18 protein-coding genes are annotated in these 18,198 nt (G+C 72.4%); 9 read left to right on the top strand and 9 right to left on the bottom strand.

The features are described from left to right. The first annotated feature begins 9 nt into the window (after positions 1-9). Positions 10-210: a ferredoxin gene (locus tag ACIO3P_RS02875; protein ID WP_329827390.1), complete on the top strand. Its 201-nt coding sequence runs from the start codon at positions 10-12 to the stop codon at positions 208-210. A gap of 135 nt (positions 211-345) precedes the next feature. On the opposite strand, the gene ACIO3P_RS02870 is transcribed toward ACIO3P_RS02875, so the two are convergent. Beyond that, entirely contained in the window at positions 346-1,119 is a 774-nt protein-coding gene (locus ACIO3P_RS02870; protein ID WP_401850513.1) for an SDR family NAD(P)-dependent oxidoreductase, read from the bottom strand. Positions 1,120-1,255: 136 nt separating this feature from the next. Here ACIO3P_RS02870 and ACIO3P_RS02865 point away from each other — a divergent pair, with 136 nt between their 5' ends. The 5 genes from ACIO3P_RS02865 to ACIO3P_RS02845 all read left to right on the top strand — a co-directional run bounded on the left by ACIO3P_RS02865 (position 1,256) and on the right by ACIO3P_RS02845 (position 5,169). Continuing rightward, positions 1,256-1,765, top strand: a complete 510-nt coding sequence (locus ACIO3P_RS02865; protein ID WP_329827392.1) for a MarR family transcriptional regulator — start codon at positions 1,256-1,258, stop codon at positions 1,763-1,765. A gap of 69 nt (positions 1,766-1,834) precedes the next feature. Next, on the top strand, positions 1,835-2,575 hold the full coding sequence (locus ACIO3P_RS02860; RefSeq protein WP_401850511.1) for a response regulator transcription factor: 741 nt from the start codon (positions 1,835-1,837) through the stop codon (positions 2,573-2,575). Between the two features lie 44 nt (positions 2,576-2,619). Continuing rightward, positions 2,620-3,852, top strand: a complete 1,233-nt coding sequence (locus ACIO3P_RS02855) for a histidine kinase (RefSeq protein WP_401850871.1) — start codon at positions 2,620-2,622, stop codon at positions 3,850-3,852. Continuing rightward, on the top strand, positions 3,840-4,520 hold the full coding sequence (locus ACIO3P_RS02850) for a response regulator (protein WP_401850509.1): 681 nt from the start codon (positions 3,840-3,842) through the stop codon (positions 4,518-4,520). Before ACIO3P_RS02855 ends, ACIO3P_RS02850 begins: the two co-directional genes overlap by 13 nt. A 139-nt stretch (positions 4,521-4,659) precedes the next feature. Then, positions 4,660-5,169, top strand: coding sequence for a hypothetical protein (locus tag ACIO3P_RS02845; protein WP_401850507.1), 510 nt, complete (start codon positions 4,660-4,662; stop codon positions 5,167-5,169). Between the two features lie 16 nt (positions 5,170-5,185). On the opposite strand, the gene ACIO3P_RS02840 is transcribed toward ACIO3P_RS02845, so the two are convergent. From ACIO3P_RS02840 to ACIO3P_RS02830, 3 genes are all read right to left on the bottom strand, one after another. Then, positions 5,186-5,998 carry a pectate lyase gene (locus ACIO3P_RS02840; protein ID WP_401788334.1) on the bottom strand — a complete coding sequence of 271 codons (813 nt, stop codon included), beginning with the start codon at positions 5,996-5,998 and terminating at the stop codon, positions 5,186-5,188. 94 nt (positions 5,999-6,092) lie between these two features. Next, a complete protein-coding gene (locus tag ACIO3P_RS02835) occupies positions 6,093-8,015 on the bottom strand; it encodes a rhamnogalacturonan lyase (RefSeq protein WP_401788331.1) in 1,923 nt (640 codons plus the stop codon). 206 nt (positions 8,016-8,221) lie between these two features. Then, positions 8,222-9,001: a Clp protease N-terminal domain-containing protein gene (locus ACIO3P_RS02830; protein WP_329821370.1), complete on the bottom strand. Its 780-nt coding sequence runs from the start codon at positions 8,999-9,001 to the stop codon at positions 8,222-8,224. 108 nt (positions 9,002-9,109) lie between these two features. Between ACIO3P_RS02830 and ACIO3P_RS02825 the strand changes: the two genes are divergently transcribed. After that, positions 9,110-10,120 carry an aldo/keto reductase gene (locus tag ACIO3P_RS02825; protein WP_401850505.1) on the top strand — a complete coding sequence of 337 codons (1,011 nt, stop codon included), beginning with the start codon at positions 9,110-9,112 and terminating at the stop codon, positions 10,118-10,120. 88 nt (positions 10,121-10,208) lie between these two features. Here the strand turns inward: ACIO3P_RS02825 and ACIO3P_RS02820 are convergent, their stop codons facing one another. Both ACIO3P_RS02820 and ACIO3P_RS02815 read right to left on the bottom strand, forming a co-directional pair. After that, complete coding sequence (locus ACIO3P_RS02820; RefSeq protein WP_401850503.1) at positions 10,209-10,868, bottom strand: response regulator; 660 nt, start codon at positions 10,866-10,868, stop codon at positions 10,209-10,211. Next, entirely contained in the window at positions 10,865-12,271 is a 1,407-nt protein-coding gene (locus ACIO3P_RS02815) for a sensor histidine kinase (RefSeq protein ID WP_401850501.1), read from the bottom strand. Before ACIO3P_RS02815 ends, ACIO3P_RS02820 begins: the two co-directional genes overlap by 4 nt. 209 nt (positions 12,272-12,480) lie before the next feature. Here ACIO3P_RS02815 and ACIO3P_RS02810 point away from each other — a divergent pair, with 209 nt between their 5' ends. Beyond that, positions 12,481-13,257, top strand: a complete 777-nt coding sequence (locus ACIO3P_RS02810) for a class I SAM-dependent methyltransferase (RefSeq protein ID WP_329821374.1) — start codon at positions 12,481-12,483, stop codon at positions 13,255-13,257. 75 nt (positions 13,258-13,332) lie between these two features. Here the strand turns inward: ACIO3P_RS02810 and ACIO3P_RS02805 are convergent, their stop codons facing one another. After that, entirely contained in the window at positions 13,333-14,118 is a 786-nt protein-coding gene (locus ACIO3P_RS02805) for an SDR family oxidoreductase (protein WP_401788318.1), read from the bottom strand. Between the two features lie 27 nt (positions 14,119-14,145). Continuing rightward, on the bottom strand, positions 14,146-15,165 hold the full coding sequence (locus ACIO3P_RS02800; RefSeq protein ID WP_401850500.1) for a Gfo/Idh/MocA family protein: 1,020 nt from the start codon (positions 15,163-15,165) through the stop codon (positions 14,146-14,148). Positions 15,166-15,266: 101 nt separating this feature from the next. On the opposite strand from ACIO3P_RS02800, the gene ACIO3P_RS02795 reads away from it, so the two are divergent. Next, positions 15,267-16,664 (top strand): multidrug effflux MFS transporter, encoded by a 1,398-nt coding sequence (locus tag ACIO3P_RS02795; protein ID WP_401850870.1) that lies wholly within the window; start codon positions 15,267-15,269, stop codon positions 16,662-16,664. Between the two features lie 22 nt (positions 16,665-16,686). Here ACIO3P_RS02795 and ACIO3P_RS02790 read toward each other — a convergent pair whose 3' ends face one another. After that, positions 16,687-18,081 (bottom strand): hypothetical protein, encoded by a 1,395-nt coding sequence (locus ACIO3P_RS02790; RefSeq protein ID WP_401850498.1) that lies wholly within the window; start codon positions 18,079-18,081, stop codon positions 16,687-16,689. Positions 18,082-18,198: the final 117 nt, after the last annotated feature.

The following is an 18,198-nucleotide window of genomic DNA, read 5'->3' as shown; positions in this document are numbered from 1 at the left end:
GGAACGACCATGAAGGTATCCGTCGACGAGGACAAGTGCTGCGGCGCCGGTACGTGCGTACTGCTGGAGCCCGCGGTGTTCGACCAGCGGGACGACGACGGCGTCGTCATCCTGCTCGAACCGGAGCCGGCCGCGGAGCTGTGGCCGACGGTCCGGGAAGCCGCCACCGTCTGCCCGGCCGCCGCGATCTCGGTGAGGGAGAGCGACTGACGACGGAGAGCGGCTGACGGAGAGCGAGTGATCCCGAGCGAGTGATCCGGGGCGGAGACGTTCGGTTCGAACGTCTCCGCCCTCAGATCTCCCCCGGAGCCCGGTGCCCGGAGCCCGGATCTCAGGGCTCCGGGCTCAGATCGCGGACCAGCCGTTGTCCACGGGCAGGATGGCCCCGTTGATGTTGCTCGCCGCGTCCGAGGCGAGGAAGACGATCGCCGCGGCCTGCTCCTCCGCCTGGGCCACGTTGCCCGCGAGGCGGAGGTACGGGGCGAGGGTGGCCGGCCCCTCGGCCTCGCTCCTGGCGTCGACCTGGATGTGGGTCGCGGTGGCGCCGGGCGCGATGGCGTTGGTACGGATGCCCCGCGTCCGGTACATCACGGCGAGCGACTTGGTCAGCCCGACGACGCCGTGCTTGGAGGCGGTGTAGGCGGCTCCGGCGGCGCTGCCGCGCAGACCGGCCTCGGACGCGGTGAAGACGATCGCGCCGCCGCCCGCGGCGCCCGCGGTCAGCAGGTGCGGCAGGGCGGCGCGGGTCAGCACGAAGGGTGCCGTCAGGTTGACCCCGATGACCCGCTCCCACTCGGCGTCGTCGGTCTCGCCCAGGGCCGACATGCGGTCCATGACACCGGCGTTGTTCACCAGGACGTCCAGCCCGCCGAAGCTCTCCACCGCCGTGGCGACGACCTGCTCCGCCACCTTCTGGTCGCTCAGGTCGCCGACGACCGCGACGGCCGTCCCGCCCGCGGCCGTTATCGCCTCGACGGTCCCGTCGGCGCCCTCCTGGTTCAGGTCCGCGACCAGGACCCGCGAGCCCTCGCGGGCGAAGTGGAGGGCCGCGGCGCGGCCGATCCCCGATCCCGCTCCGGTGACGACGACACTGCGTCCCTGAAGGCCGGTGATGCTCATGAGGTGCCCGCTTTCTTCCTACGGATACGGTCGGGTGGACCTGAGCGCGCGCGATACGGTGGGCGCCCGCTTGGTTGAGTCAGGCAAGCACGTTTGAGTTACTTGAGTCAAGCAAGCAGATGATAAACTGGTGCACATGCCCACACCGTCGCGCGCCGCAGTCCCCGTCTCGACCGACATCATCGAGATCGAGCGGGCCCTCACCCACATCTCGTACCTGACCAACCGGGTCCGGCAGCACGAGCGCCTCATGGCGCTGGCCGGGGTCTCGCTGGACCGCGCCGCCGTCGCCCTCCTGCGGGCGATGGCCGACTCCGACGCCCTGCGCCCCGGCGAGCTGGCCGTCCGGCTCGGCGTCGAGGCGTCGCACATCACCCGGCAGGTGCAGCAGTTGCAGAAGTCCGGTTACGTGACCCGCGTCCCGGACCCGGACGACCGCCGGGCCCAGCGCGTCCAGCTCACCCCCGTCGGCCGGGACGCGATCGGCCGGATCCGCGACGCGAGCCGCCGGGGCATGGAGATGGCCCTGGAGGAGTGGTCCCCCGAGGAGCTCCACCAGCTCGCCGTCCTCTTCAACCGGATGGTCGACGACTTCCTCAGCCATGCCGTCGACGAGGAGGACACCGGGCCGGAGCCCACCGCCTGACCGGGCGGGACGCACCCCATGGCGGCGCACGACTCGGTGGCACGCGAGCCCTACACGAATGGTCGGTCCATGTACGGGAATGTCGGTGAGAGACCGTTCAGTGGGAGACCTTTCAGCGAGAGACCGTTGTCGGCCCGCGGGGCCGGGCGGCGGGTCCTGATCGTCGGCGACGACCCCGGAACGGTCGAACTGCTCTCGACCACCATGGAACTCGCGGGCTTCCGCACCGGAACGGCCGGCTCCGGCCAGGAGGCGCTGTCCCGGCTCGGGGAACAGCCCGCCGATCTGGTCGTCGTCGACCTGACCATGCGCGACCTGAAGCACTTCAACGGCTACCCCAGCCTCCCCGCCGCCGACCGCCCGCCCCTGCTCTTCCTCGCCGCCCTGGACTCCCTCGACTCCCTGGCCCCCGGCCTGGGCACGGGCGCCTCCGACTACGTCACCAAGCCGTTCCGTATCGCCGAGGTCCTGGCCAGGGCCGAGACACTGCTGCGCGTCCGCAGCGCCGAGGGGCCCCGGGCCGGGGCGCCGCGCTACGGTGACCTCACCCTGGACGACGCCACCTGCCGGGCCCGGCGCGGCCGGCGCACTCTCGACCTCACCCCCGCCGAGTACCGGCTGCTGCGCCACCTCCTGGTCCACGCGGAACAGGTCCTCTCCAAGGAACAGATCCGCCGGCACGTCTGGGGCGAGGACCGCGCCGACAACGCCATCGAGAAGCTGGTCTCCCGTCTGCGGCGCAAGGTCAACCAGGAGGATCCGCCGCTGATCCACACCCGCAAGGGCTTCGGCTACTGGCTCGGCCACTGAGCGCCGCCGCCCCCGGACCTGTAGGAACTGCTGAGATGAGCCCCATGCGGACGACGGTGCGCCAGGCGGCGCGGGCCACGGTCCAGCTCGCCGGGGCCGCGGTGCTGGCCTTCGGCACGTACCTGTTCGTCACCGTGCTGTTGTTCACGGGCGCCGCCACCCTTCTGGTGGTCGGTGCCGGGCTGCTGCCGGAGGCGGTGCTGCTGGTGCGCCGGATGGCCGGGGCGAAGCGGCGCCAGGTGGCCGCGTGGACGGGCCGGGAGATCCCCGAGGCGTACCTTCCCGTCACGGGGACGCTCCGGCAGCGGCTGCGTACGGTGGTCCGCGACCCTGGCACGCTCAGCGATCTGCGGTGGATGTTCGCGTATTACGCCTACGGTCTGCTGGCTGTCCTGGCGGTGCCGCTGTGGGTGGCGGGTCTGCTCGTGGATGGTGTGTGGTGCGGGGTGCTGCGCCGTGAGGCGGTCGTGCTGCCGTTGATCGGCCGGCTCGCGGATCTCGACGCCGCTTGGTCGACCGCGCTGCTCAAGCCGTCGCCGAAGGCGCGGCTCGCCGAGCGGGTCGAGGTGCTGACCGAGACGCGGGCGGGCGCGATCGCCGCGCACGGTGCCGAGCTGCGGCGGATCGAGCGGGATCTGCATGACGGCACCCAGGCGCGGCTGGTGTCGCTGTCGATGCGGATCGGGCTGGCGAAGCGGCTGTACGACGGTGACCCGGTGGCGGCCCGCAGGCTTCTGGACGACGCGCAGGATCAGGCGGAGGAGGCGCTGACGGAGCTGCGCCATGTCGTACGGGGTATTCATCCGCCGATCCTCACCGACCGTGGTCTCGCCGGGGCGGTACGGGCGCTCGCGGCGAGCAGTGGGCTGGATGTGACCGTCACCGTGACCGGCCTGGCGGACGGCGACGACGGCGACGATGGAGATGGGGGCGGCGGGCGTGCCGGGGCGCGTGCTCCGGCGGCGGTCGAGGCTGCCGCGTATTTTGTCGTCGCGGAGGCGTTGACCAATGCGGCCCGGCACAGTGGCTCCGAGCGGGCCGGGGTCCGGCTCGACCGTACGGTGGCGGGGCTGCGGGTGCGGGTGTCCGACGAGGGCAGGGGCGGCGTGGAGGATGCCCTGGCGAGCCTGGGATCCGCTGCCTCCGGTCTGGAGCCGGGCGGGTCGGGGCTGTTGGGTCTGCGGCGCCGGGTCGCCGCGCTGGACGGATCCGTTGTGGTGACGAGCCCCGTCGGGGGGCCGACCCTGATCGAAGTGGAGTTGCCGTGCGTGTGGTGATCGCGGAGGACCATGCCCTGCTGCGGGAGGGGCTTGTGCTGCTGCTCTCGTCCGCCGGGCACGAGGTCGTGGCTGTGGCGGGCAGCGGGCCCGAGGTTGTGCCGGCGCTGCTCGAACACCGTCCGGACATCGCGGTGCTCGATGTCCGGATGCCGCCGGGTTTCCGTGACGAGGGGCTGCGCGCGGCGCTCACGGCGCGTGAGGAGATCCCCGGGCTGCCGGTGCTGGTTCTCTCGCAGTATGTGGAGGAGTCGTACGCCGCCGAGCTGCTGGGCGGCGGGGCGAAGGGTGTCGGTTATCTGCTCAAGGACCGGGTGGGCCGGGTCGACGAGTTCCTGGACGCGCTGGACCGGGTGGCTGCCGGTGGCACGGCGCTCGATCCGGAGGTGGTGGCGGAGCTTCTCACCCGTCGCCGGGACTCGCCTCTCGACTCGCTGACGCCGCGTGAGCGTGAGGTCCTGAAGCTGATGGCCGAGGGCCATGACAACACGACCATGGCCGCCGCCCTGGTCGTCACGGAACGGGCCGTGTCCAAGCACATCGGCAATGTGTTCCTGAAGCTGGGGCTGCCGCCGAGCGACAGCGGACACCGCCGGGTGCAGGCGGTCCTCACGTATCTCAACAACGTGCCCCGCCGCCCCGACACGGGGGCGCCGCACCGCGGTTGAACGCATCGCAGGTGAGCATCGCAGGTGAACGTCCGCGTTGAACGCACACGCCGTCGCGTACGTATGCGTGGGCGTGATACGCCTTCTTCCGCACAGGCCGCAACCGCTGTACACCTCGCGCCCCGGGCCCCGTCCGGTGATGGCGGGGCTGATCGCCGCGGGGGTGCTGCTGCTCGCCGGATGCGGGGGCGGCGGCACCGACCAGGACACGGACCAGGGCAGGAATCGGAGCACGGACCAGGGCAAGGGCTCGGCGGATCCCGAGCGGCCCGCCGCCTCCGTCTCGCCGTCGCCCCGGCCCGCCACGGTGGAGCAGCTCGCCGACGCCGTCGGCTGCGAGGCCCAGATCAGGATGACGGTGGAGGACTACCGCCAAGGGGTCTGCAAGAAGGGCGGGACCACCTACACGCTCATCAGCTTCACCACCGACAAGGGCAAGCGCGACTGGGTCGACTACGCGCAGATGTACGGCGGCGCCTATCTGATCGGCACGCGGTGGGTGATCGGCACGAACGAGACGCAGTCCGTCGAGGCCGCCAGGAGCAAGCTCGGCGGCGCGGTCGAGGAGGGCGAGGGCTACGCCTCCTCCGGCACCGGTAACGGTACGGGGACCGGAACCAGCACCGGAGAAGACGTCTACAGCCCCTGAGGGGCCTGCCTCCCCGTTACCTGTAGGTCAGGTCCGAGGTGGCGTACTTGCAGTACGTGCTGTCCGGGCCCGTGCCGTTCTTCGTCGGCTCGGCACCGGTGTTGTTGCCGATGTACTTCTGGCACGGCACGATCTTCTTGCTGCTGTCCCCGACGATGGTGATGCCCCGCAGGGTCAGCGAGTCACCGTAGTTGGTGTTGATCCCGCCGATCACCCCGCCGGGTGCGGTGATCTCCGTGTTGGTGACGTTGATCGTGCGCTTGTACTGGGAGGAGCAGTTCCCGCAGGAGCGGACGAACGTCTTGAAGTCCTGCCCGGCGAAGTTGGAGACGTTCAGCGTGCCGCCGCCGTTGAACTGGAAGATCTTGTCCTCGGCCTTGCGCGCGCCGCCGCCGACCACGTTGAACGTCTCGCCGGTGCCCCGGAAGGTGGCGGCGTCCTCGCCGACATCCTCCCACCAGACGTTCTGGAGCGTGCAGCTCCCGGAGCAGTGGATGCCGTCGGAGGCCGGCGAGCCGATGATGACGTTCTTCAACGTCGCGCCGTCGGCGAGCTTGAACAGCGGCTCCTGGTTCTCGTCCTGGCCGCCGGAGCCGAGGTCGCCGGTGCCGTAGTAGCGCTTCATGCCGCCGTCGACGGTGCCGCTGATCGGCTTGGTGGCGCCCACGGCCTCGCTGCCGTTGGCCGACGGCCAGGTGGCGGCCATCGCGGAGGGCAGGGTCAGGCCGGAGGTCAGCGCGCCGACGGTGAGGGCGACGGCGCCGAGGCCGCCGGCGATCATCCGGCGCTTCCTGACGCCGAGTTGCGTGCCGTGCTGCTGGTCAGTCATACGGAGATGGCTCCTTGGGTGGGGGACTGCGGGGGAACTGCGGGGGAATTACGGGGGAGTCGCGGGGACGTGCCCCCGAGGGGTGTCGTGCGGTTCAGGGGGTGGTGATGACCGGGCGGGGCGGTGTCGGCATGTTGTTGCCGATGAAGAAGCTGGGGTGCGGCGGCTGGTTGTACGCCGTGTTCTGCCAGGCCAGCGCCGTCCGGTACATCCGGTCGTGGAGCAGTGTGGTGATCTTGCGGTCGGTCAGGTGCGGTGTGGAGTAGACCCGCAGCGCCGTGTTGTCGGCGGTGGGCCAGATGACTTCCTCGCGCCAGTCGCCGAGGATGTCGCCGGAGAGCGAAGGGGTCGCCTTCGTCCCGTTGTTGGAGTGCACACCGGAGGCGGTCAGCAGCCGGGTGTCGCCGGACGTGCCGTACTTGTCGATACGGGTGGCGTCGAGCAGTTCGCGCACCGGGTCGCCGTCCCACCAGGCCAGGAAGTTGGACGAGGACGGCTTGCGGCCCAGGGCCGCGCCACTGGTGCTGCGCAGCGAGCCGTCGGCCGCCGACCAGGACTCGGCCCCGGGGCTGCCGGCCCAGATGTCGCCGGACACCCCGCGGCCGTTGTCACCGGAGGCCGGGGTCGACCAGAGGACCTGTCCGGTCCTGGCGTCCGCGAAGTACGACGACGGCTTCGTGGACTCCTCGTCCACCTTGAAGTACTCCAGCCCCGGGCGGGACGGGTCGAGGTCGCCGAGGTGGGCCGCGTCGCCGTGGCCGTTCTTCGTCGTCCACAGCCCCGAGCCGTTGTCGTCGACGGCCATCGAGCCGTAGACGATCTCGTCCCGGCCGTCGGCGTCCACGTCACCGATGGTCAGGGCGTGGTTGCCCTGGCCGTCGTACCCCTTGCCGGTGTTGGTGGAGCTGTTGGTGTCGAACGTCCACTTACGGGTGAGCTGCCCGCCGGTGAAGCTCCAGGCGCTGATCACGGTACGGGTGTAGTAGCCGCGCGCCATGATCAGGGAGGGGGTGGCGCCGTCCAGATAGGCGGTGCCGGCCAGGAAGCGGTCCACGCGGTTGCCGTACGAGTCGCCCCACGAGGAGACGGTGCCGCGCGGCGGCACGTACTCGACACTCGAACGCACCGCGCCCGTCTGCCCGTTGAACACGGTCAGGTACTCGGGCCCGGCCAGTACGTAGCCGGAGGAGTTGCGGTGGTCGGCCGAGGCGCTGCCGATGGCCTTGCCCGTGCCGTCGACCGTGCCGTCGGCGGTCTTCATGGCGACCTCGGCCTTGCCGTCGCCGTCGTAGTCGAAGACCTGGAACTGCGTGTAGTGCGCCCCGGAGCGGATGTTGCGGCCGAGGTCGATGCGCCACAGCCGCTGGCCCTGGAGCGTGTAGCCGTCGACGATCGTGTTGCCGGTGACACCGGACTGCGAGTTGTCCTTGGCGTTGGTGGGCTGCCACTTCAGGACGATGTCGAGGTCGCCGTCGCCGTCGAGGTCACCGACGGAGGCGTCGTTGGCCTCGTACGTGTAGTCGGAGCCGCCCGGCGGCACCGAGATCGGTATGTCGAGATAGCCGGGCCGGAACTGCGTCGCGCTGGGCGAGCCGGCCTGCTCCGTACCGTTCACGACGGCCCGCACGGTGTAGTCCGCCGAGTTGGGCGCGTCCTTGTGCAGGTAGTTCGTGGTGGTGATCGGCTCGGTGTTGACCTTGGCGGAGCCGCGGTAGAGGTTGAACGTGACGTTGTCGGCGTCGGTCGCCAGCCACCGCCAGCTCACCAGGTTGTCGTTGCCGGTGTGCACGCTCACCAGGCCGCGGTCGAGGCGCTCCATGCGTACGGCGGCGGCGAGTTGGGCGCCCCGGGCGTTCCGTGCGTCGGCGGACGGCGCCGGGTCGGCGGCCTGTGCGGGTGTCGCCGCGGGGGACATGAGGGCGGCGACGACCGCGCCGGCCGGAGCGAGCACGGCCAGCGGCTTCCAGCCGCGGGCGCGCGGGCGGGAACTGCCCGGGGGTGGGTGTCTGAACCGCACGGAATCCTCCAGAGGGGGTGGGGGGTTGGGGCCCCTGTGCTCTCTGGTCGCCGCCGGTACGGGAAAGGTTGCCGTCCCGCGTCGGATAAGTTTCGACGGCGCGACGGCAACCCCGGGGAGGCCGTTCCGCCTCCCGCTCCTGCTGCTACTTCTGCGGCTACTCCGGCTGCTACTCCTGCGGCTAGTCCGGGCTGCTACTCCCGCTGCTACTCCTGCGGCTTCTCCGACTGCCGCGCGGTGGCCGCGACGATCGCGGCCAGGGCCTCGGTGATCTGGGTCTCCGAGGCGGCCTTGTCGATGCCCGCCCCGGAGAGGATCCCCGTACCGTCCTCGAACTCCAGCAGCGCCAGCAGGATGTGCTCGGTCCCGATGTAGTTGTGGCCCAGCCGCAGCGCCTCGCGGAAGGTCAGCTCCAGCACCTTCTTCGCCCCCGCGTCGAACGGCACCAGCGCGGGCGTCGTCTCCGCCCGGCCCGGCAGCGCCGCCGTCGCCGCCTGGCGGACGGTGTCCAGCGGCACGCCCTGGGCGACGATCGCCCGCGCGGCCAGGGTGTCCGGCAGGCTGACCAGCCCGAGCGCGAGGTGGGCCGTACCGATCTCGTCGTTCCCCGCGGCGTGCGCCTCGTTCTGCGCCGCCACCACGGCGCTCTTCGCGCCCGGCGTGTACCGGCCGAACCCCTCGTTCGGGTCGGGGGCCGACATCTCGCCGGGGGTCTTCGGTACGAAGCGCTTCTGGGCGGCCTGCTTGGTGACGCCCATGCTGCGGCCGATGTCGGTCCAGGAGGCGCCGGAGCGCCGCGCCTGGTCCACGAAGTGGCCGATGAGGTGGTCGGCCACCTCGCCGAGGTGGTCGGCGGCCACGACCGCGCTGGAGAGCTGTTCGAGGGTGTCGGAGTGGACCTTCTTGATGCCGTCGATCAGGTCGTCGAGGCGGACGGGGTTGGTGATCTGAAGGGGCTTCTCGGTGGGGTTCCCTGGATTCTCCATAGCGTCAACCTTAGGTTGACGATCGAAGGGTCGTCAACCCGAAGTTGACGATTGGGGCGGGCTGGTTTCCTTGTGTTCGGGTGCGCTCCAACTCCTAACGTTCCGCCCATGGATGACATGCGGGGCAGGACCCTGGGACACAGCGGGATCACCGTCGGCGCGCTCGGCTTCGGATGCTGGGCGATCGGTGGCGCATGGCAGAACGCCGACGGCGATCCGCTCGGCTGGGGCGCCGTCGACGACGACGAGTCCGTCGCCGCGGTCCGGCGGGCGCTCGACCTCGGCGTCACGTTCTTCGACACGGCCGACGCGTACGGCACGGGCCACAGCGAGACCGTCCTCGGCCGGGCGCTGCGGGGCCACCGCGACGAGGCCGTCATCGCCACGAAATGGGGCAACCTCTTCGACGCGACGACCCGCACCGCCCACGGCCAGGACGCCACCCCCGGCCACGCCCGGCGGGCGCTGACCGCGTCACTGCGCCGCCTCGGCACGGAGTACGTGGACCTCTACCAGCTCCACATCTCCGACGCGCCCCTCGGTGCCGCCGCCGAACTCCGCGACACCTGCGAGGAGTTCGTACGGGAGGGGCTGATCCGCGCGTACGCCTGGAGCACCGACGACCCGGAGCGCGCGGCGCTGTTCGCGCGGGGGGAGCACTGCGCGGCCGTGCAGCACGCGTGCAACGTCCTCCAGGACGCGCCGGAGATGCTGGCGCTGTGTGCGGAACGCGGGCTGGCGAGCGTGAACCGCAGCCCGCTCGCGATGGGCCTGCTCGCCTGCAACCCCGGCGCCGGGGCCGACGCGGGGACCGGCTGGACGCGCGGATCCGGTGACATCCGCGCCGTACCGCCCGCGTGGCTGCACTGGTTCGGCGAGGGCGGGCTGCCGGTCCCGGAGCAGGCGGCGCGGGTCGATGCCGTACGGGACCTCCTCACGTCCGGCGGTCGCACCCTCGCGCAGGGAGCGCTCGCCTGGCTCTGGGCCCGCAGCCCGCACACGGTGCCGATCCCGGGCATCCGCTCCGTCGCCCAGGCCGAGGAGAACGCCGGGGCGCTGCGGTACGGGCCGCTCGGCGCGGACGAGATGAAGGAGATCGCCACGCTCCTCGCCGCCTAGCGCCGGGAGGGCGCCGGGGCGGCCCATGTCCTCGCCCATGTCCTCGCCCTTGTGCCCATGTCCTCGCCCTGGTCCGAGGCGGTCCGCCTCAGGGCAGCAGGCGCCGCTCGTTGGCGACGGCCACCGCCCCGGCCCGGGTGTCCACGCCCAACTTCCCGTAGATCCGCCCGAGATGGGTCTTCACCGTGGCCTCGCTGATGAACAGGGCGCGCGCGATGTCCCGGTTGCCCAGGCCGCGCGCCAACTGCTGGAGTATGTCCCGCTCCCGCTCGGAGAGCGCGGGACGCGGGCTGCGCATCTGGGCCAGCACCCGGTCGGCGACCGGCGCCGACAGCGCCGTACGTCCCGAGGCCGCGTCCCGGATCGCGGCGAACAGCTCGTCCGGCCGCTCCGCCTTGAGCAGATAGCCGGTGGCGCCCGCCTCGATGGCGCGGGTGATGTCGGCGTCCGTGTCGAACATGGTGAGCACCAGGACGCGCGGCGCCGCCTCCGTACCGTACGCGGCTCCGGAGGCCAGGTGGCGGGTGGCGGCCACGCCGTCCATACCGCCGCCGAGCTGGAGGTCCATCAGCACCACGTCGGGCCGGACCCGGGCGGCCAGGGCGAGGGCCTCCTCACCGCTGCCCGCCTCGCCGACCACCTCGATGCCCTCGGTGCTGGACAGCAGCGCGCGCAGCCCGGCCCGCACCACGGCATGGTCGTCGCAGAGCAGCAGCCGTACGGGCGACGTGTCATCGGACGGGCTCATGGGGCGACCTCTTCGAGGATGTCGGGGGCGGTGAGGGGGAGGGCCACGGTCACGACGGTGCTGCCGCCCGGCTCGGACTCGACGGTGAGCGTGCCGCCCGAGCCGAGCGCCCGGACCCGCATGGCCGGCAGCCCGTGCCCGCGCCCCGAACCCGCGCCGGGGGTGGGCACGGCGTCCGCGTCGAAGCCGGCCCCGTCGTCGGCGACGTCCAGGGAGATCTGGTCGCCCAGCCAGGTCAGGGTCAGCGCGGCCCGCGTCGCCCCGGCGTGCTCGCGCACATTGGCCAGCGCGCCCTGCGCGATCCGCAGCAGCGCCGCCTCGGTCCGCCGCGGCAGCGGGCCAGGGGCGCCGTCGACCCGGAGGACCACGGCCAGGCCGGGGCCGCTCTCGCGGTCGGCGAGCGCGCCCAGCGCCTGGACGAGGGTGCGCTCCGCGAGGTCGGCGGGGGCCAGGTCATGGACGAACCGGCGGGCCTCGGTGAGCCCGCGGGCCCCGATACCGGCCGCGTCCCGCACATGTCCGCGGGCCGCGTCGGGGTCCGTGTGCCAGAGGCGGTCGGCGGCCTGGAGCATCATCTGCTGGCTGGACAGGCCCTGCGCGAGGGTGTCGTGGATCTCCGCGGACAGCCGCTGCCGCTCCGCCAGGATCCCCGCGCGCCGTTCGGTGGCCGCCAGGTCGCGGCGGGTACGGACCAGGTCCTCGATCAGGACGCGCTGGCGGGCCGCCTGGCGCTGGAGGGCGATCAGGACGGCGGTGCCCACGGCGGCGACGGCGGGCGGGACGATCAGCACGTTGGGGTCGAACTCGCCCTCCGTGAAACGGAGTTTGGAGGCCACCACCAGTCCCGTCAGTACGGCCGCCAGGGTCACCGCGGTCCGGGTGGGCAGGGTGTGCAGCCCGGCGAAGAAGAGCGGCATGGCACACCAGGCGGAGCTGGGCGCGAGGACGAGCAGGACGATCCAGACCGCCAGCACCGCCCCCAGCCAGACCAGATACCGGGCGGTGGGGCGGGCGCCGGGGCGGGGCGCGGGCGCGAGGGCCCGGCCGAGCGCGTAGAGGAGCCCGAAGACCACGAAGAGGGTGACGATCCAGCCGATCAGCGGCTCGTCACCGTACCGGAGCACATGCCGGAGGAGCGAGGAGCCCAGCAGCAGGAAGAACGCGGTGTGCAGGACCGCGCGCAGCCACCGCGCGTCGGGATCCGCGTCACCGCCGGCCCGCGCGTCGGGGCGGGCCCGCGCGTCGGGGTTCGTGCTCCCGTCGGCGCGCGCCGCGTCCGCCCGCGCGTCAGAGTCGGAATGTACGTCCCCGTCCGCCCGTGCGTCCGAGTAGGACCGTACGTCGGCGTCCGCCCGCGCCGCGCCCTCCGGCTCACCGTGCCGTACCACCGGAGACCTCCGCATCGCCCCGCACCGCCCTTCCCTCCTCCAGCTTCCTCCCGCAGTCCTAACCCCTCCTCCGCCGTCCCGCATCAACCGATCGGCCGACCCGGACATCACCCGTACCGCCCCCGAACCGGGGCCGCTCCGCCGACCCGGACGCCCCGCACCCGCACCGAGGCTGGTACCAGCACCCGCACCCGTACGAGCCCGCCCAAGGCAAAGGAATCCGCATGCCCGCCAAGAATCTCACCGTCAACCGCGCCTCCCTCGGACACCGGGTCGGCTACGCCCTGCGCCACCCCGGCAGGGCCCCGCGCTTCCTGGCCCGCGCCGCCAGGGACACCTGGCTGCGTTACCGCTGGCCGGACCACATCGCGTACTACCGTGCTGTGATGCGCTCCGACACCCGCGTCGCCCCGCACGCGGCGGTCGGCAGCGCCACGCACGAGCGGTGGCTCGCGCTGGGGACGATGCAGTTCGACTACCTCCTCGGCCACGGGCTGCGCCCCGAGCACCGGATGCTGGAGATCGGCTGCGGCAACCTGCGGGCGGGCTGGCGCTTCATCAGCCATCTGGAGCCCGCGCACTACTACGGCATCGACATCTCGCCCGACATCCTCGCCGCGGCCCAGGACACCCTGGTCGACCGGGGGCTCCAGGACCGGCTGCCCACACTGACCCCGGTCCGTGACCTGAAGCTGGCGTTCCTGCCCGACGCCTGGTTCGACGTCGTGCACGCGCACAGCGTCTTCTCGCACTCCCCGCTCCCGGTCATCGAGGAGTGCCTCGCCCACGTCGGCCGCGTCCTGGCGCCCGGCGGCTGGTTCGACTTCACCTTCGACCGTACGGAGGGCGAGGAGCACCAGGTGCTGCGGGAGGACTTCTACTACCGTACGGAGACGCTCATCGCCCTGGCCGGGAAGTACGGCCTGTCGGCCCGCTTCATGGACGACTGGGAGGAGCTGCCGCACGGCCAGTCCAAGATCCGTGTCACGCACGGCTCCTGAGCCCCGACCCCGGCAGCCCCGATCCCGACAGCCCCGGCCCTGACCTCAACGCCCGTCGCGGCCCTCCGGGAGCCGTCAGCCCCGTCCCACGAACGGCATCGCCGTCGCCAGTACCGTCGCGAACTGCACGTTCGCCTCCAGCGGCAGCTCCGCCATGTGCAGCACGGTCCGCGCCACATCTGTCACGTCCATCACCGGCTCCACCGCCAGCTCCCCGTTGGCCTGCGGCACCCCCTGCCGCATCCGCTCCGTCATGTCGGTCGCCGCGTTGCCGATGTCGATCTGCCCGCAGGCGATCCGGTACGGACGGCCGTCCAGGGACAGCGACTTGGTGAGGCCGGTCATGCCGTGCTTCGTGGCGGTGTACGCGACGGAGTCGGGGCGTGGCGCGTGCGCCGAGATGGAGCCGTTGTTGATGATCCGGCCGCCCTGCGGGTCCTGCGCCTTCATCAGCCGGAACGCCGCCTGCGCGCACAGGAACGTACCGGTCAGATTGGTGTCCAGGACCTTCCGCCAGGCCGAGTACGGAAGGTCCTCCACCTTGATGCCGCCGGGGCCGAAGGTGCCCGCGTTGTTGAAGAGCAGGTCGAGCCGGCCGTACCGCTCACGCACCGCCGCGAACAGCGCGTCCACGTCCGCCGGTTGCGACACATCGGTCGGTACGGCCGCCACGTCCGCGCCCGGCCCCATCGCCCCGGCCGTCTCCTCCAGCGTCTCGGCCCGCCGCCCCGCCAGCACCACCGACCAGCCCGCGCCGTTCAGTGCCACCGCGACCGCCCGGCCGATGCCCGAGCCCGCCCCGGTCACGACGGCGACGCGCCGCCCTCCGCCCTGGTCCTCACCGCTGCGCATGACGTCCATGGCCCCGGAGCGTACCCGCGCCGCGTCCTAGCCCTCCAGGTCGACCGGGTAGCGGACGCCGATACGCTCCCGTACCGCGTCGAGCGTCCGCATCACCGCGAGCGTGCCGTCCAGCGGTACCAGCGGCGACTCCGTCGCGCCCGCCCGCAGGCAGCGCGCCACCTCGGCCGCCTCGTACTGGAGACCGTGCAGCGTCGCCTCCGGACCCGCCGTGATCTCCTCGGGCTCCGCGCCGTTCCGGCGCAGTACGAACCGGTCCGCGTGGAAGAAGCCGGACGGTACGTCGATCCGGCCCGTCGTGCCCGTCACCGTGGCCGTCGCCGGGGTCCCCGCCGTGATCGAGCACGACAGCAGCGCCGTCGCCCCCGACTCCCAGCCCAGCAGCATGCCGGTGTTCAGGTCGACGCCCTCGGGGGAGAGCAGGGCGTCCGCCTGTACGCGGTCGGGCTCGCCCAGCAGGAGGTGCGCGAAGGAGACCGGGTAGACCCCCAGGTCCAGTACGGCGCCCCCGCCGAGCGCCGGGTCCCGCAGCCGGTGCTCGGCCGGGAAGGGGCCCTGGAGGCCGAAGTCCGCCTGGACGGTACGGATCTCGCCGATCGCCCCGTCCCGTACCAGGTCCGCCAGCCGCAGGACGACCGGGTTGCAGTACGTCCACATCGCCTCCATCAGGAAGACGCCGCGCTCCCGGGCGAGGGAGACCAACTCCCCGGCCTCCCGGGCGTTGAGCGTGAACGCCTTCTCGCACAGCACCGGCTTGCCCGCCGCCAGCGCGAGCCCGGCGGCGGCCCGGTGCGCGGAGTGCGGGGTCGCCACGTACACGACGTCCACCTCCTCGTCGGCCACGAGCGCCGCCCACTCCCCGTACGCGCGCGGGATCCCGAACCGGTCCGCGAACTCCTTCGCCGACGCCTCGCGCCGCGAGGCCACCGCGACGACCTCGGCGCCCGGCAGGTCCCGTACGTCGGAGGTGAACCGTTCCGCGATGCCTCCTGTCGCCAGTACGCCCCAGCGCACGGCACGGTCGTCCGGAATCCGTCCTGCTGTCATAGCCGCCTCACTCACTGTTCGCCCGCTCCCGATTAATAAGTCCCGACCACTCCGGCTGAGCTGAGAGCATAGGTAAGGATTTCAACGACATGGAGATATGGATGCCGGACGGCGGCCGCACCACCGAAGGAAGCACCGCACACATACGACCCGAGCAGCGCCGCTCGGCACCCACCCCCAAGGCCGCCCCCAAGGCCGCCCCCACGGCGGGCACCGCGCCCGTACCGCCCCCCACGCCCGTCCCCGACCCGGTGGCCGTGCCGGCGGCCGTGGTCGCCGCGCGCCGGGCCGGGCTGCTGGTCACCCTCGTCCTCGGCGGGCTCACCGCGCTGCCCCCGCTCTCCATGGACATGTACCTCCCGGCCCTCCCGGAGGTCACCCGCTCCCTCGGCACGGCCGCCGCGACCGCCCAGCTCACGCTGACCGCCTGTCTCGCCGGCATGGCGCTCGGCCAGATCGTCGTCGGCCCGATGAGCGACAAGTTCGGCCGGCGCAGGCCGCTGATGTGCGGCATGGTCGTCTACGTCATCGCCACGGCCATCTGCGCGTTCGCGCCCACCGTGGAACTCCTCATCGGTTTCCGGCTGCTCCAGGGCCTGGCGGGCGCGGCGGGCATCGTGATCGCCCGCGCCGTCGTGCGCGACCTGTACGACGGCGTGGAGATGGCCCGCTTCTTCTCCACCCTGATGCTGATCTCCGGCGTCGCCCCGGTCATCGCCCCCGTCATCGGCGGCCAGGTGCTGCGCGTCACGGACTGGCGCGGCATCTTCGTCGTCCTCACCGTGGTCGGCGTCCTCCTCACCCTCGTCGTCTGGAAGTGGCTGCACGAGACGCTGCCCCCGGAGCGGCGGCACAGCGGCGGCGTCGGCCAGGCGCTGCGCACCATGCGCGGCCTGCTCGCCGACCGGGTCTTCACCGGCTACACGCTCGCGGGCGGGCTCGCCTTCGCCGCGCTCTTCGCGTACGTGGCCGCCTCGCCGTTCGTGGTGCAGGAGATCTACGGCGCGTCGCCGCAGACCTTCAGCCTGCTCTTCGGCGTCAACTCCATCGGCCTGATCGCCGTCGGCCAGATCAACGGCAAGGTGCTGGTCGGCCGGGTCGCCCTGGACCGGGTGCTCGGCTTCGGCCTGCTCGTCATCACGGGCGCCGCGCTGGCGCTGCTGCTGATGACCGCCGGGGTCTTCGGGGACGTGGGCCTCTTCCCGGTCGCGGCTGGCCTGTTCGTCCTGATGTCAGCGATGGGCCTCGCGATGCCCAACACCAACGCCTCCGCGCTGATGCGCGCCCCGCACGCGGCGGGCTCGGCGTCCGCGCTCATCGGCACGGCGTCGTTCCTGATCGGGGCCATCGCCTCGCCGCTGGTGGGGATCGCGGGCGAGGAGACGGCCGTACCGATGGCCGTCGTCCAACTGGTCTGCGCGGTGGGCGCGCTGGCCGCGTTCGCGGGGCTCGTACGGCCGTGGCGCCACCAGCGCCCGATGGACCGCCCGGCGGCCTGACGCTCCTCGGCCCCGGGGCCCCTCAGCTCCAGTTGTCGCGGTGCGGATACCCGGTCAGATGCGACCGGTCCCTGCCGTCCGTCCAGCGGAAGAGTCCGACCCCGGCGATCTCCGCGCCGGGCAGCCGCACATTGCGGGCCAGCGTCTCGGGCGTCGCGGTCGCCAGATCCACGGTGACCGGGGCGCTGCCCCCGCCCGCCAGCGCGTCCGCCGCGCTCCGGGCGCTGCGCGCCCCGTACGCCGTGCCGTCGTCCGCGACCGTGGCCAGCGTCAGCGGGCGCGTACCGTCCTCCTCCTCGAAGCAGAACGCGCGCTTCTCCTCCAGGTCGAAGGCGAGCCGCCCGGCGACCAGGTAGTTGCCCTGCGGCGAGATGACGAGCTGCGGGTCGTCGGCCGGGGTGATCGCGGGCTTGCGGCAGCGGACCTGGAGGACCGCCTTGCCCGTCGCCGCGTCGTGCAGCGCCCACACCTCGTGCGTACGGGCGTCCTTCGCGCTCTTCTTCTTCTGCCAGGTGGCGAGGATGTAGCCGCCCGCCGTCGACGCGGGCACCCCGGTCGCCGCGTCCGTGTCCTTCGGCGCGACCTTCCTGCTGTACCAGCCGCCGCGCACCCAGAACTCCTTGGCGCCGCTGACGAGCAGACCCTTGTCGGTCGTCCCGCGCACCTGCGTCAGCTTGCGGCACTCCTTGCACCCCTTGGGGTAGCCGAGCGCGCCCGGCGGCACACTGACCGCCTCGCCGGTCACCGGGTCCACGACGGCGCTGGTGGCCTTGCCGTCGGTGATCAGCAGACCGGGCCCCGACGCGGTGACCTTCGGCGCGTCGGCCCAGGGGATCTCGACCCGCCGCGCGGAGCCGTCGGACGCGCTGTAGATGTCGAGGGAGATGATCGCGTCCGAGGGCTGCCCCGGACTCTGGTTGATCCGCCCGTACGACCAGGTGACGAAGAACTCCCGGTTGTCGCCGGTCGTCACGGTGAGCAGCCGGGGGAAGCGGTCGGCCGGGAACAGGGTGCGCCGGGGCTCACCGTTCCAGCCGGGCTTCCCGGTGGCGGGGTCGACGGTACGGATCAGATACCGGTCGTCGTCGGTCCTGGACAGATAGGCGACGAGCCCGGTGTCCTCGGCGATCGCATAGGTGGGGGAGCCGTCGATGATGTCCCAGCCGCGCGCCGTGTCGTACGCGGCCGGCACGGGGAGCTGCGGAATCCGCGCCGTACCGCTCGGCGACGGCATCGTGGCCTTGGTACCGGTGGTCGTGCTCTTGCCGTCCCGGCCGCCCTTGGTGTCCTTGGGCGGGCCACCGCAGGTGGCGAGCAGGAGCAGCAGCGCGAGCACGACCACCCCGGCCACCAGGGACCCGCGTACGATCCGCTCTCTCCTGGTCGGGGCCTCGCCGAGGGGCCGCATCCGCCGCATGGGTCTGAAGGTCCCCGTGGGGCCGATGGTTTTGAGCCGGATCCGCTGCCACCTGGTCCCCATGGTCCCCGTGGTCCTCCCGTGAGAGCCCCCGCCCCGCCTGACAAGGCCGTCAGC

The sequence above is a fragment of the Streptomyces sp. NPDC087310 genome (assembly GCF_044744405.1).
Taxonomy (GTDB): domain Bacteria; phylum Actinomycetota; class Actinomycetes; order Streptomycetales; family Streptomycetaceae; genus Streptomyces.
The sequence above is the reverse complement of the archived record's forward strand: the minus strand, read 5'-3'. Positions and strand labels throughout refer to the sequence as shown.

What these genes read in the sequence shown, in the direction of transcription:
- ACIO3P_RS02875 (WP_329827390.1), top strand. Translation starts at nt 10, where the DNA reads ATGAAGGTATCCGTCGACGAGGACAAGTGCTGCGGCGCCGGTACGTGC.
- ACIO3P_RS02870 (WP_401850513.1), bottom strand. Translation starts at nt 1,119, where the DNA reads ATGAGCATCACCGGCCTTCAGGGACGCAGTGTCGTCGTCACCGGAGCG.
- ACIO3P_RS02865 (WP_329827392.1), top strand. Translation starts at nt 1,256, where the DNA reads ATGCCCACACCGTCGCGCGCCGCAGTCCCCGTCTCGACCGACATCATC.
- ACIO3P_RS02860 (WP_401850511.1), top strand. Translation starts at nt 1,835, where the DNA reads ATGTACGGGAATGTCGGTGAGAGACCGTTCAGTGGGAGACCTTTCAGC.
- ACIO3P_RS02855 (WP_401850871.1), top strand. Translation starts at nt 2,620, where the DNA reads ATGCGGACGACGGTGCGCCAGGCGGCGCGGGCCACGGTCCAGCTCGCC.
- ACIO3P_RS02845 (WP_401850507.1), top strand. Translation starts at nt 4,660, where the DNA reads ATGGCGGGGCTGATCGCCGCGGGGGTGCTGCTGCTCGCCGGATGCGGG.
- ACIO3P_RS02840 (WP_401788334.1), bottom strand. Translation starts at nt 5,998, where the DNA reads ATGACTGACCAGCAGCACGGCACGCAACTCGGCGTCAGGAAGCGCCGG.
- ACIO3P_RS02830 (WP_329821370.1), bottom strand. Translation starts at nt 9,001, where the DNA reads ATGGAGAATCCAGGGAACCCCACCGAGAAGCCCCTTCAGATCACCAAC.
- ACIO3P_RS02825 (WP_401850505.1), top strand. Translation starts at nt 9,110, where the DNA reads ATGGATGACATGCGGGGCAGGACCCTGGGACACAGCGGGATCACCGTC.
- ACIO3P_RS02820 (WP_401850503.1), bottom strand. Translation starts at nt 10,868, where the DNA reads ATGAGCCCGTCCGATGACACGTCGCCCGTACGGCTGCTGCTCTGCGAC.
- ACIO3P_RS02815 (WP_401850501.1), bottom strand. Translation starts at nt 12,271, where the DNA reads ATGCGGAGGTCTCCGGTGGTACGGCACGGTGAGCCGGAGGGCGCGGCG.
- ACIO3P_RS02810 (WP_329821374.1), top strand. Translation starts at nt 12,481, where the DNA reads ATGCCCGCCAAGAATCTCACCGTCAACCGCGCCTCCCTCGGACACCGG.
- ACIO3P_RS02805 (WP_401788318.1), bottom strand. Translation starts at nt 14,118, where the DNA reads ATGGACGTCATGCGCAGCGGTGAGGACCAGGGCGGAGGGCGGCGCGTC.
- ACIO3P_RS02800 (WP_401850500.1), bottom strand. Translation starts at nt 15,165, where the DNA reads ATGACAGCAGGACGGATTCCGGACGACCGTGCCGTGCGCTGGGGCGTA.
- ACIO3P_RS02795 (WP_401850870.1), top strand. Translation starts at nt 15,267, where the DNA reads ATGCCGGACGGCGGCCGCACCACCGAAGGAAGCACCGCACACATACGA.
- ACIO3P_RS02790 (WP_401850498.1), bottom strand. Translation starts at nt 18,081, where the DNA reads ATGCGGCGGATGCGGCCCCTCGGCGAGGCCCCGACCAGGAGAGAGCGG.